The sequence below is a fragment of the Acinetobacter sp. M5A5_2a genome (genome assembly GCF_053345265.1).
In genome coordinates, this window is the sequence record NZ_JBKEZV010000003.1 from 34,156 (window position 1) to 48,957 (window position 14,802).

Annotated in this window: 6 protein-coding genes; 4 read left to right on the plus strand and 2 right to left on the minus strand. The window is 37.1% G+C overall.

Annotated features, from left to right (window positions below):
- Positions 1–235 precede the first annotated feature (235 nt).
- The 3 genes from blp1 (at position 236) to groL (ending at position 11,984) form a co-directional block, all read left to right on the plus strand.
- A complete protein-coding gene (gene blp1, locus ACLBWE_RS04750; protein WP_447601478.1) occupies positions 236–9,760 on the plus strand; it encodes a biofilm-associated Ig-like repeat protein Blp1 in 9,525 nt (3,174 codons plus the stop codon).
- Between the two features lie 240 nt (positions 9,761–10,000).
- Positions 10,001–10,291 (plus strand): co-chaperone GroES, encoded by a 291-nt coding sequence (locus tag ACLBWE_RS04755; RefSeq protein WP_002120604.1) that lies wholly within the window; start codon positions 10,001–10,003, stop codon positions 10,289–10,291.
- A gap of 58 nt (positions 10,292–10,349) precedes the next feature.
- Entirely contained in the window at positions 10,350–11,984 is a 1,635-nt protein-coding gene (gene groL, locus ACLBWE_RS04760; RefSeq protein ID WP_045429266.1) for a chaperonin GroEL, read from the plus strand.
- A 170-nt stretch (positions 11,985–12,154) separates the two neighbouring features.
- Here groL and ACLBWE_RS04765 read toward each other — a convergent pair whose 3' ends face one another.
- Positions 12,155–12,529: a diacylglycerol kinase gene (locus ACLBWE_RS04765; protein ID WP_056481643.1), complete on the minus strand. Its 375-nt coding sequence runs from the start codon at positions 12,527–12,529 to the stop codon at positions 12,155–12,157.
- 106 nt (positions 12,530–12,635) lie between these two features.
- Between ACLBWE_RS04765 and ACLBWE_RS04770 the strand changes: the two genes are divergently transcribed.
- On the plus strand, positions 12,636–13,598 hold the full coding sequence (locus ACLBWE_RS04770; protein WP_447601481.1) for an MBL fold metallo-hydrolase: 963 nt from the start codon (positions 12,636–12,638) through the stop codon (positions 13,596–13,598).
- A 46-nt stretch (positions 13,599–13,644) separates the two neighbouring features.
- Here ACLBWE_RS04770 and ACLBWE_RS04775 read toward each other — a convergent pair whose 3' ends face one another.
- Positions 13,645–14,787: a glycerophosphodiester phosphodiesterase gene (locus tag ACLBWE_RS04775; RefSeq protein WP_447601483.1), complete on the minus strand. Its 1,143-nt coding sequence runs from the start codon at positions 14,785–14,787 to the stop codon at positions 13,645–13,647.
- Between the last annotated feature and the right edge of the window lie 15 nt (positions 14,788–14,802).

A 14,802-nucleotide genomic window follows, 5' to 3' on the forward strand; every position in this document is an offset into this window, starting at 1 on the left:
AGCTTTAAATTCTATATATGGGGAATAGAAAAACATTCTAAATGTTTTATCATTTTAAAATAATATTAATGAATACATAAAAATTTTTAACTATATAAAAAGCCGTAATTTTTATGCAGCTATAATAAGGGTTTAGTGTTTTATGATCTTTAATAATATTTTATTAAAGTGAGTATCTATTTTTCTTAATATTTTAGAAAAACTTAATAATTATTTAAAATTTCATGGTGGAAAAATGGTACAAGTATCATTAATGGCAAATAACGCTTCAAAAAATAATACAGTTGATATTGATGTAGGCCAGACAAAAACTATTGTAGTAGATCCTAAAGAAATCGCAAAAATCGATATAAGTCCAGAAAAAATTGCCTCAATAACAAGAGAGGGAAATAATGCAATTATTCATCTAAAAGATGGAACTGAAATTATTTTAGAAAACTATTTTATTAGCGAAAATCCGCAAATTCTTTTAAATGAAGGGCAGAGTTATTGGACTGCCAGTTTAGGTGAAGATGCTACCGGACAGACTACTGTTAATTATTTAGAAGTAAAAGATGCAGCAAAGTTTATAGACTCATCATCTTCTGTACCTCTCTGGACTGGGGTGGCCAGTGTTTTGGCTGGTGCAGGAACAATTGCTTTATTGTCACGGAAAGATCCTAAAGACACGACCCCTCCTGAGCCAGGTAATTTGATTCTCAAAAATCTTTTGGACTCAGGTGCCTCAACAACAGACCAGATCACTCAAGATCAAAACTTCAATTTAAAGATTGAAGGGCAGGAAAGTGGCAGCCGAGTAACGTATTTGGTTTCTACTAATGAAGGAAAGACTTGGCAAGAAACAACAGTAACTCAAAAAGATTTAGCTGACGGAAGTTATCTTTACAAAGCTGTAGTAACCGATCGGGCAGGAAATGCTTCGGAAACTGCTATACAAAAAGTCATTGTGGATACTACAGCGCCGAAAGCAGGTGAACTGACTTTATCTGATTTGTCCGATACAGGTGTTTATGTAACCGACCAGATTACGCAAGATAAAAACTTCAATTTAAAGATTGAAGGGCAAGAAAGTGGCACCCGAGTAACGTATTTGGTTTCTACTGATGACGGAAAGACTTGGCAGGAAACAATAGTAGCTCAGAAAGATTTGATTGATGGAAGTTATCTTTATAAAGCTGTGGTGACAGACGTTGCAGGGAATACCTCAGAAACTGCTGTCCAAAAAGTAGTTGTTGATACAACGGTGCCGAAAGCAGGTGAAGTAACTTTATCTGATTTGTCCGATACAGGTGTTTCGGCAACAGACCAGATCACACAAGATAAAACTTTTAACTTAATAATTAGCGGACAAGAAGTGAATAGCCAAATCACTTACTGGATATCGAAAGATGAAGGGAAGACTTGGCAGGAAACAATAGTAGCTCAGAAAGATTTGATTGATGGAAGTTATCTTTATAAAGCTGTGGTGACAGACGTTGCAGGGAATACATCAGAAACTGCTGTCCAAAAAGTAGTTGTTGATACAACGGCGCCGAAAGCAGGTGAACTAACTTTATCTGATTTGTCCGATACAGGTGTTTCAGCAGCAGACCAAATCACACAAGATAATAGTTTTACTTTGAAGTTAGCCCAACCGGTTGTTATCGGCGAACAAGCAGCTTTACTAGATCATTATGAAATTTCTAAAGATGACGGAAAGACTTGGCAGGAAACAACAGCTGATCAAAAAGATTTAGCTGATGGTGTTTACCAATATAAAACTGTAGTGACAGATCTTGCAGGTAATACATCTGAAACCGCTGTACAAAAAGTGGTGGTAGATAATTCTTTAAATATTCAAGAAAGTACAGTAACTGTTAAATCAATTACTGAAGATAATAAGATAAGTCTAGTTGAAAAAGATCAGATTATTTCGATAAAACTAGAAATCGATAATTTACCAACAGATTTAAACAGCGCGTTGACTACAGTAAATACTACCTTAAATGATGTTCTTTATAACTTTCATTTTGATGAGCTAACCCAAGAATGGGTTGCTGAAATTCCAGCAGAGTTCTTGTGGTCAGAAGAATCGCAAACCAATATATCAATTGATATTAGCCTTACTGATCAAGCTGGCAATACAGCGATTATTAAACAGATTCAAAATTATAATGTAGATCATACTCCGAATTCACCAATACTAGATTCTCTAACTTTTAATAATATAGATGGAGCTATCATTTCGGGTAGCGCATATAAAGGAAGTAAAGTCGATATCTACAATAAAAATGGTAATTGGCTTGCAAGTACAATAACTAATGATGAGGGTAAATTTACTCTACAAGACCTTTCAATTAGTTCAAATGAAGAAGTTTATGCAGTTGCTACTTATAATGGATACAGCAGCGAAAATTCATCAATTGGACTAGTTACTGAAGTTCCAGCTCTTAGTATTTTACGAATTAGTCCAGAAGGTGTGATCACTGGTTATGCGACTGAAGGTAGTCATTTTATTGTAAAAGATCAGAATGGAAATATTCTACAAGAGTTTAACTCTATTGCATTTGAGGGCTCAGGTATTACGCCTTTTAGTGTAATGGAATTAGGTGAAGTCAGACCATTTACTTTATCCCTTGACCAACCTTTGAAGGAAGGTACTCAAATTATTATCTCTACAGATAAAGATAATGTTTCAGGCCATCCGCAATATATTACCGCAGACTATACGCCCGCAGTATTTTTAGAAACTCCACAATTTGATATCAGTGGCGAAACTTTATCAGTACATGTCAATGAACCTAACAGCCTTATTCTTGTGTTTTCCGGAACAGGAAATCTAATCGCTAACGGTGTTACAGATGAACAAGGCTTTGCAAGTTTACCTGTGTTCCAATTTTTAAAAGAAGGTGAGTCGGTTACCGTACAAGTAGTAGATAAAAATCAAAATACGAGTGAAGCCCTAATCGAAGTTCCAAACTTTGCTTATATTCCACATGTTGAACGTATTACACAAGAAGGCTTAATTTCTGGTTTTGCTGAAGATAATAGTACGGTAATTGTGCGTGATGCTGAGGGAAATGAATTAGGAAAAGTTACAATAGGTGATGACAATAGTGGGAATGAATTTAGTCATTTTAGCTTGAGTGTAAACCGACCTTTAATTGATGGAGAGCAAATTTCCGTTCAAATTATTGATAATAAAGGTTTGATAAGCCCTGAGCAGAATATTGTTGTAGATCTGACTCCTCCACCTGTTCCAACAGATTCAAATTTCAATGATGCTGGCGATTTAGTTTATGGTCATGCAGAACCTTTCTCTGAAATTTTGGTTAAAGATGGACAAGGGAACATTCTTAATAAATGGTTTTGGAATAACTGGACCGACGAGAGTGGAAGTTTCTCGATAGAATTAGGTATGTTTTTAACCAATGCTGAGACAGTTTATGTCACGGCTACAGATGTAAATGGAAATGTAAGTTTAGCTGCTCAGATACAGGCGCCTAACTATGCTTTTGCCCCATATGTAGATAGCTTTACTTCAGACGGAGTGATAAGTGGGCAAGCTGAAAATAATAGTACTCTCATTGTTAAAGATGCCAAAGGTGAAGTCGTAGCTGAAATTAAAGTCGGTGAAGATAACGGCTGGAATGGATCAAGTTATTTTAAACTCCAGCTTGACCGCCCTCTTGTTGATGGTGAGCAGTTGTTCTTATCAATTAAGGATGCTCGTGGACAAGTAAGCACCGATACTGTAATTACCGCTGATACAGTTCCTCCTACACCAGCCAGTAATTTAGTTTTCTCAGAAGATGGTTCATATCTTACGGGTGTAGCAGAACTGAATACTACGATTCAGGTTTTTGATCATAATGGTCAGCCATTGAATATATGGAATAATACCGTTAACTCGGACGGTACATTTACTGTTTTTTTAGGTAGCAATAATTTACATGGAGAGGCATTCACGGTCACTGTTAAAGACCAAGCCGGAAATGTGAGTGAAGCTGTTTCAATTAAAGCTCCACTTGATGATATCGCACCAAATCCAATTAAAAATATTTTACTTGATGCAAACGGTCAAAACTTTACAGCGCAAGCAGAAGCAAATAGTCAGATTGAAGTTTTTGATTCATTAGGTAATCAGATGGGTTGGGGCTCTACAGATAGTGCTGGTAATGCTTCTGGTTCTTTCAATCAAACCTATTTACATGGTGAGGAACTTACTTTTGTTGTCATAGATCGAGTTGGTAACCGAAGTGTCGAATTTAAGCAAAATGCTTTAATTGATACCATTGCACCAAATGCGATTGAAAATATCATCTTTAACGAAAATGGCCAAAGTTTTACAGCTCATGCAGAAGCTGGAAGCTCTATTGATGTATTAGATCAGGCTGGAAATAAGATTGCTTCTGGCTATGCGGATAGCTCAGGTAATGTATTTGGTTATTTCCCGCAAGTTTACTTACACGGCGAGGAACTCACTTTTGTCGTGATAGATCGAGCTGGTAACCGCAGTGCAGAGGTCAAGCAGAGTGCTTTGAATGACGATATCGCGCCAAATCCGATTGAAAATATTGTATTCGATATCAATGGTCAGAACTTTACAGCTCTGGCCGAAGCAAATAGCCAAATTGAAATTAAAAATACCAATGGTGACGTCATAGGTTATGGGTCAGCAGATAGTACAGGCAATGTTTTTGGTTACTTGTATCAGGTCTATTTACATGGAGAAGAATTAACTTTCATCGTTGTAGATCGAGCGGGTAACCGTAGTACAGAAGTTAAGCAGAATGCTTTGATTGATGATATTGCACCAAATCCGATTGAAAATATTGTACTTGACTCAAACGGTCAAAATTTTACAGCACAAGCGGAAGCAAATACTCAAGTTGAAGTTAGAAATGCTGCAGGTGAGGTCGTAGGTTCTGGTTATGTAGATGGCGCTGGTAATGTGTCAGGTTATTTATATCAAGTCTATTTACATGGAGAAGAACTCACTTTTGTTGTCGTTGACCGAGCTGGTAACCGCAGTGCAGAGATCAAGCAAAACGCTTTAACTGATGATGTTGCACCAAATGCGATTGAAAATATTGTACTTGATGCGAACGGACAGAACTTTACAGCTCAGGCAGAAGCAAATACTCAAATTGAAATCAAAAATGCTGCTGGTGAAGTCATAGGGTATGGTTCAACCGATAGCATGGGCAATGTTTCAGGTTACTTATATCAGGTTCATTTACATGGAGAAGAAATTACTTTTGTTGTAATTGACCGAGCTGGTAACCGCAGTGCAGAGGTTAAACAAAATGCTTTAATTGATGATATTGCTCCAAATGTGATTGAAAACATCATTTTCAATGAAAATGGTCAAAACTTTACAGCGCAAGCAGAAGTAAATACTCAAGTTGAAGTTAAAAATGCTGCGGGTGAGGTTGTAGGTTCAGGTTATGTAGATAGTGTTGGTAATGTCTCAGGATACTTGAATCAAGTTTATTTAAAAGGTGAGGAACTCACTTTTGTTGTGATTGATCAAGCTGGTAATCGCAGCGTTGAAGTAAAACAGACAGCCTTTATCGATAATACTGCACCGGAAAAAGCTATTAATTTAGTATTTAGTGAAGATGGTTCATATCTAACTGGTATGGCTGAGCCAAATGCTACGATTCAAATATTTGATCAGAATGGTCAATTGGTAAATCAGTGGAATAATAATGTTAATTGGGATGGAACATTTAACATCTCTTTATACAGTAACTACTTGCATGGCGAAGAGTTTAAAGTAGTTGTTGTAGATCGGGCTGGTAATTTGAGTGGTGAAGTTACTGTAAAAGCACCGATTGATGATATTGCTCCCGCGGCTGTAAGTAATCTTACCTTCAATGAAAATGGTTCATCTCTTTCTGGTGTGGCTGAGCCGAATACATTCATCCAGATTTTTGATCAGAATGGTCAACAGGTGAATACGTGGAGTCAGAGTGTAAATGCTGATGGTACATTCACTATTTTCTTGGGTAGCTCTAATTTACATGGACAAGAATTCACAGTTACTGTTAAAGATCGAGCTGGAAATGTGAGTGATGTTGTTTCAATAAAAGCTCCATTTGATGATATTGCGCCAAATCCGATTAAAAATATTGTACTTGATGCGAACGGTCAAAACTTTATAGCGCAGGCAGAAGCAAATAGTAATATAGAAGTCAGAAATGCTGAGGGTGCGTTAATAGGTCATGGTTCTGCAGATAACGCAGGTAATGTGACAGGTTACTTCTACCAAGTTTATTTACATGGAGAAGAATTAACTTTCGTTGTTATAGATCGAATGGGCAATCAAAGTGTCGAACTTAAGTTAAATGCTTTGGTGGATACCATTACGCCAGATCCAATTGAAAACATCATCTTTGACGAAAATGGGCAAAATTTTACGGCACAAGCAGAAGCCAATAGTTTTATTGGTGTCAAAAATGCTGCGGGTGAGTTTGTCGGTTATGGTGATGTCGATAGCACTGGTAATGTGACAGGCTATTTCAATCAGGTTTATTTAAAAGGTGAGGAACTCACTTTTATCGTTATAGATAAAGCAGGTAATCAAAGTGTTGAGTTTAAGCAAAATGCTTTAATTGATGATATTGCACCAAATCCGATTGAAAATATCGTCTTGAATGAAAATGGTCAAAACTTTACAGCGCAAGCGGAAGCAGATAGTCGAATCGAAGTTAAAAATGCTGTTGGTGAGGTTGTAGGATCTGGTTCAACCGATAGCATGGGTAATGTTTCTGGTTACTTATATCAGGTCTATTTACATGGTGAAGAGCTCACTTTTGTTGTCGTTGATCGAGCGGGTAACCGCAGTACAGAGATCAAGCAGAATGCTTTGATTGATGATATCGCACCAAATTCGATTGAGAATATTGTGCTCGACTCACACGGTCAAAACTTTACGGCGCAAGCAGAAGTAAATACTCGGATTGAAGTCAAAAATGCTGCGGGTGAGGTGATAGGTTCTGGTTATGTAGATGGTGCTGGTAATGTGTCAGGTTATTTTAATCAAGTCTATTTACATGGAGAGGAATTAACTTTCATCGTTGTAGATATAGCGGGTAACCGAAGTATTGAGGTTAAACAAAATGCTTTAATTGATGATGTCGCACCGCCAGCTGCTGCAAATATTACATTAGCCTCAGACGGATTGCTTTTTGGTGAGGCTGAACCAAATACAACTGTTGAAATTATTGATCAATATGGTGCAGTTATCACAACAATGTATGTTGGATATGATGGAAAATTTTATCAATGGATCAATCTGAGTCAATATCAGACACAAAATTTGAGTATTGTTGTCAAAGATATTGCTGGTAACCGAAGTGAAGTTGCTCATCAGTTAGTACCTGTATTTACGAACTCACCAATTGTTGCAACAGAGCTAAAATTGGATGTTGATGGCCATATTCTTACAGGTAAGGCGACAGTAGGAATGACGATTGTTGTTACATCCGCGGATGGTCAAAGCATTAATTGGGGGTGGAACAGTGTGATGAACGAAGATGGTAGTTTTGCTATTGAGTTAAATGACTATTATCTAAAGGGACAGATATTACAAGTTCGAGTTTATGACCAAAATACAAATCTATATAGCCCAATCTCTGAAATTATTGCGCCTTTAGACAATATTGCTCCAGTGATTGACGATGTGGTGATTAACAATGATGGTCAGGGAATTTCAGGCCACACTGATTCAAAAGCAATCATTCAGGTAATGGATGCGGATGGGAATTTAAGAGCAGAATCTCAATCGGATGAATTAGGATATTTCAATGCTAGTATTTATCCACCTATATTACGTGGAGATCAGTTATTTATCACGGTAATAGATTTAGCCAAAAATATAAGTACACCATTGAATATTACTTTTAATGCAGATACTAATGCACCTCCATCAGCAGAGCATGTTGTTGTTTCTGAAAATGGTTTGTTTATTGAGGGGACTGCTTTAGCAAGTAGTTATGTATATATTTTTGATGTGTATACTAATTATATTGGTGGTGGTTCTGTAGATGAAACAGGGCACTTTAATATCCAGTTGTACTCACCTCAGGTGAGTGGACAGACTTTACGCATTGTTGTGGAACAAAATGGCTATCTAAGCACTTACACCGAAATTACCGCACCTATAGACATCGTCGCGCCAAATGCAGCAACTCAGCTTGTCTTAGAAGATGGAAATGTACTTTCAGGACAAGCGGAAGCATATTCAACTGTTAATATTTTTGATGATAATAATAATTTAGTTGGTCAAACTACTGTCAGAAATGATGGAAGTTTCACAACATACTTATGGTCACAATATTGGCATGGTGAAACCTTGACGGTAAAAGTAGTTGATGCCAATCAAAATGAGAGTAGGGGTACAACGGTTGTTGCTATAAATGATACAACAGTACCGAATGTAGCCACACAGCTTGCCATGAAGGGATGGGACGAGCTGACGGGGCATGCAGAAAGTAAGGCTACTCTTGAAGTTACATATCATTTTGCTGATCAAGAACCTTTTGTAACAAATACTATGGTCATGGCAGATGGAACTTTCTCTATTTATATGTATGAGAATGCGACATCATTTGATATTACTGTTATTGATCGTGCAGGAAATCGTAGTGAAACTATCAGCAAAGCGATTAGTGACTTACATACGATCACGGTTGATCAGTTTATAGGTGATGCTACAGATAATATTTATATAGTTGATCATATAAGTGATTTTGTTCAAGAATATATTGTTGAGCCGTATGCAATATATAAAGATGTCTGGATTGATGATAGCTATACATATCCAGAATGGTTCACTGAAGGTCATTACGAACAGATATGGTTTGTTGATGGTTATTATGATTCCCAATTGGTCACAAGTGGTTATTCAACTGTACAAAATGTTTATCAAAATCAGAATGGTATAACTTATATTGATAATGGCACGTCAGATAGCGATTATAGTCGATATGAACAACAATATTATGATTTTGCGAATGGGCAATGGCAAGAAGGTTATGAATTGACCTATATACGTTCAGAGGAAGGTTGGGTTGATACTAGTCATTATGAAGACGTTTATGTTGATCTGAGTCGTTATGAAGATGTTTGGGTAGATACTAGCCACTATCAAGATGTTTTCGTAGAAAGCGGTTATTGGCAGAGTCAACTGGTTGAATCTGGCTATCGAGATGTTGATTTTGGTGGACACGATAAAATAATTAGCTCTGTTAGTTATAGTTTGGTTGGATATTCTGATTGGTCGACAGGTCTAGAAAGTGGTCGTTATGTTGAAGACTTGGAGCTGGTTGGTTCTGCTCATCTAAATGCAACAGGTAATGCTTTAGATAATCTTTTAACAGGTAACTCTGGTAATAACGTTTTGAATGGGCGTGAAGGTAACGATACCTATATGACTAATGAAGGTGCCGATACCATTCTGTTCCAATTGCTAAATAGCCAAGATGCGACAGGCGGAAATGGACATGACACAGTGTTAGATTTTACTTTAGGTGATGTAAGAACTGATACTCAAGCAGACAAAATTGATTTAAGTGAACTATTAATTGACTATTCTAAAGATGTGAGCACATTAGCCAAATTTATTACTGTAGAGCAAGATGCTGGAAACACGACTATTAGTCTTGACCGAGATGGTGAAGGTACAATGTTTAGTAGTATTTCATTGATTACTTTGAATCATGTAAATACAACATTGGATGAATTGTTAAATAACCAACAACTTGTTGTTTAATATTGTTATTTTTTTTAATAAAAGGGGCTATGAAAATAGTCCCTTTTATTTTGTGCTTTAAATTTAATAAAAACTCTTCACAACCTGTTAAAAAATGACCAAAAAAGATAAGTTTTTTTTCATTTTCCCCTTGAAGCGTTTTTTTTCATCCCCACAAAAGTGACATCTAAATATTTTGTTATTGCTCTGGATTATGGCAATAACGATTAATCAAAAAGACTTAGTCTGGTGGAGTTAATTATGAGCAACATTCGTCCATTACATGATCGCGTTGTAATTCGTCGCGTAGAAGAAGAAACCAAAACTGCTGGTGGTATTTTACTTCCAGGTTCTGCTGCAGAGAAACCTTCGCAAGGTGAAGTAATTGCAGTAGGTAATGGTCAAATCACTGAGAATGGCGTACGTGCTTTGGATGTTAAAGTTGGTGACAAAGTATTGTTTGGTACTTATGCAGGTACAACAGTGAAAGTAAGTGGTGAAGAACTCTTAATCATGAAAGAGTCAGATATTTTAGCTGTGTTGGAAGGCTAATCAATCCATAACTCAATCCATTATCAGATTCAGTATTTAAAAAGATTCGGAGTTTAATATGTCAGCTAAAGACGTAAAATTTGGTGATTCAGCTCGCTCAAAAATGATTGCAGGCGTAAACGTACTTGCAGATGCTGTTAAAGTGACTTTAGGTCCTAAAGGTCGTAACGTTGTTATTGACCGTTCTTTCGGCGCTCCACACATCACTAAAGATGGTGTAACTGTTGCTAAAGAAATTTCATTAAAAGACAAGTTTGAAAACATGGGTGCTCAACTTGTTCGTGAAGTTTCAAGCAAAACTAACGATATCGCTGGTGACGGTACAACAACTGCAACTGTACTTGCTCAAGCAATTTTGAATGAAGGGATCAAATCTGTAACTGCAGGTATGAACCCAATGGATTTAAAACGTGGTATCGATATCGCAGTAAGAACTGTAGTTGAAAATATCCGTTCAAATGCAAAACCTGCTGATGATTTTAAAGCGATCGAACAAGTTGGTTCTATCTCTGCAAACTCTGATACTACTGTTGGTAAACTTATCGCTCAAGCGATGGAAAAAGTAGGTAAAGAAGGCGTAATCACTGTAGAAGAAGGTTCTGGCTTCGAAGACGCATTAGACGTTGTAGAAGGTATGCAGTTTGACCGTGGTTATATCTCTCCGTACTTTGCAAACAAGCAAGATACTTTAACGGCTGAACTTGAAAACCCGTTCATCCTTCTTGTTGACAAAAAAATCGGTAACATTCGTGAATTGATTTCTGTTTTAGAAGCAGTTGCGAAAACTGGTAAACCACTTCTTATCATCGCTGAAGATGTTGAAGGCGAAGCGCTTGCTACACTTGTTGTAAACAACATGCGCGGCATTATCAAAGTATGTGCTGTTAAAGCTCCTGGCTTTGGTGACCGTCGTAAAGCAATGCTTCAAGACATCGCGATCTTGACTGGCGCAACTGTTATTTCTGAAGAAGTTGGTATGTCTTTAGAACAAGCGACTCTTCAAGATTTAGGTACTGCACACAAAATCACTGTTTCTAAAGAAAACACTGTTATTGTTGATGGTGCTGGTGATGCAGCTGCAATCGCTGAGCGTGTTCAACAAATCCGTGCTCAAATTGAAGAATCTTCTTCAGAATATGACCGTGAAAAATTACAAGAACGTGTTGCTAAATTAGCTGGCGGTGTTGCTGTAATTAAAATCGGTGCGGCAACTGAAGTTGAAATGAAAGAGAAGAAAGACCGTGTAGACGACGCACTTCATGCAACTCGCGCAGCAGTTGAAGAAGGTGTTGTTGCTGGTGGTGGTGTTGCGCTAGTACGTGCTGTAAATGTATTAGACAACCTAAAAGGTGCTAACGAAGATCAAACTGCGGGTATCAACATTTTACGCCGTGCGATCGAAGCTCCACTTCGTCAAATCGTTTCAAACGCAGGTGATGAGCCATCTGTAGTGATTAATGCAGTTAAAGCTGGTGAAGGTAACTTCGGTTACAACGCAGCAACTGGCGAATATGGCGATATGTTAGAAATGGGTATTCTTGACCCTGCTAAAGTAACTCGTTCTGCACTTGAACACGCTGCTTCTGTAGCTGGTTTAATGTTAACTACAGAATGTATGATTACTGACATTCCAGAAGATAAACAAGCTGTTCCAGATATGGGCGGTATGGGTGGTATGGGCGGGATGATGTGATAACGCATCAACGCTTTAACTAAAAAAATCCCTGCAAATGCAGGGATTTTTTATTTTACGTGATTTTAAGAAATCGTTAAGTTCAATGACTTATATTAAAAAACAGGAACAGCAGCTAGAAGTTCCTCTTTGTTACAGCCATGCTTATTTACTTATAAGCATGGTTTTTTTTATCCTAATAAAATGAACAACCATGTAATGGCAATAATAGAAAGTGCAACAAATTGAGCAGCACTTCCCATATCTTTTGCATTTTTAGAAAGTTGATGTTTTTCAAGAGAAACTCGATCAACCACTGCTTCAATAGCTGAATTGAACAGTTCAACGATCATTGCAAATAAACATACAATAATGAGTAAGACATGTTCACTGCGGGTTACATCAAGAAAAAAACTGACTGGAATTAAAATAAGATTAATAAAAACAATTTGACGGAAAGCTGCCTCATTTTTATATGCTGCTTTAAATCCGGAAATAGAGTAGCCCGTTGCATTTAATATGCGCTTAAGACCAGTTTTGCCCTTATAAGGAGAATAGCTATTCATTTACTTATATTTCTGACACATTTCATGCATTATACAATTTGGGTCTTAAAAAATTATTAAATCTTTTTTAAAGATTTTGACTTTATAACTGAATAGAGAAGAAGAGATGAAAAAATTATGTGTAGCTTTGGGTCTTGCATTTTGTAGCATGAATGCAACGTATGCCGAGCAAGCTCCTACCCAACAAGTACCGGGTTATTATCACCATCAATTTGGCAAATACCGTGTAACCTCTTTGCTCGATGGGACGATTTATCTAAATCCTAACTTGTTTAAAAACTTAAATCAGACTCAGAAAACTAAAATATTAACTAAATATGCTGCTGTGAATGAGAAGGGGATTCAAACTTCGGTCAATGCATTTTTAGTAGATGATGGCAAAAGTTTGACGCTTGTAGACAGTGGCGCAGCAAGTTGTTTTGGTCCACAACTTGGTTCGATTGCAAAAAATATTGAATTGGCAGGTTATCAACTGGCAAATGTAAAAACAGTATTGCTCACACATTTACACCCAGACCATGTATGCGGTATTGCTCAAAATGGAAAAGCTGTATTTCCAAATGCAACCGTTTATGCACATGAACGCGAGGCTGATTATTGGTTAAATCCAGCTTCTGAAAAAACAGTGCCAACAGATAAAAAAGAAAGCTACTTAGGTACTGTGAAAAATGTAAAAACTGCTCTTGCTCCCTATCAAGCAAAAAAAGCATTTAAGACATTTAAAGATGGTGATGTCATTCAAGGCTTTGAAGTGATCGATACACGTGGCCATACGCCTGGTCATCACAGCTTTCGCTTAAAGAGTAATGATCAGCAAATCATTTTTGTTGGAGACATCGTTCACTCACATTCTTTGCAGTTTGATGCTCCAAAAACAGGAGTGGATTTTGATGTGAATTCTGAGCAGGCGATTAATACCCGTTTAAAAATGTTTGCTGAAATTTCAAATAAGCAGCAATGGGTGGCAGCGCCGCATTTACCATTCCCAGGCATTGGTCATGTTTATAAAGTAAATGCCGAGCAATATCAGTGGATTCCGCTCTATTTTGATAATGTCGTAGAGAAATAAAAAAACAGGGCATTTATTGCCCTGTTTTTTTTATTAAAAACTTTAATTATTTTGTGGCTTTTTCATAATTAATAACGGCTTCACGGCCAAGTGCTGGGTCATCTGTAAAGACACCATCAACACCAGCTTTGAAATAGGCTTCAAACTCTTTTAAAGCACCAGATGGGCAGCGCTCAGCTGGTTTATCTTGACTGCATTTTAAAGGCGCTGGTAAAAAATTATTTTCTGGACGGAAAGTATAAGGATGTACTTTTAAGCCAGCCGTATGTGCATCAGAAATAAATGAAGTCTTTTGAACTGAGCCATTGTCATTAAAGTTCAGAATATAGCCTTTACTTGGTCCTACACCGTTTGCATATTTAGCCACGTCTTTTAAACCTTGTGCTGTGGCTAAATCGGCATAAGTTTTAGTTTCTCCAGATTCAACAAAGTCGGCTGGTTGTGAAGTCTTAGCATCATATAATTGAATGATTTGTGCATGTTTAATCGTTTTATGAAGGTCGAGCTGATCTTTTAGATATTTTAAATTGCTGACTTCAAAAGACTGTAAATAAACAGGTGCAATATCACGCGTATATTTATATTTAGCTAAGGTTTTAAGAAGAGTATCTTCCATTGCCAGTTTCTGGTTTTTAAAATAAGTCGGATGTTTAGTTTCAATATATAAACCAATGATTTTTCCTGTTTTCTTATAATTTGCTTCAGCCAGTTCAATCACTTGTTCTAGAGTTGGGACAGGGTAAAGGTCATTATAAGCTGTGTTTGCTGGTCGAAACTCTGGAATACGTTCACGGGCTTTAAGTTGCTGTAATTCACTTAAAGTGAAGTCTTCTGTAAACCAACCTGTTAAGTCTTTACCATCAATATTTTTTGTTATTTTACGGTCTGCAAACTGGCTTAAAGTACTTACATTGGTTGTTCCACCAATCTCATTTTCATGGCGAGTAACTAACACGCCGTCTTTTGTAGACACTAAATCCGGTTCAATAAAATCTGCACCATCATCAATGGCTTTTTGATATGAAGCTAGAGTGTGTTCAGGACGTAAAGCGCTAGCGCCACGGTGCCCAATCACTAAAATCTTAGGAAGTTGATATTCTGGCGTAGTTGGCGTGTTTTCAGTTTTATCATCGTCATTACAACCTACCAAACTAATTAAACTTAAGCATAAAATTGCTTTTTTAAACATAATTCTACTCATATT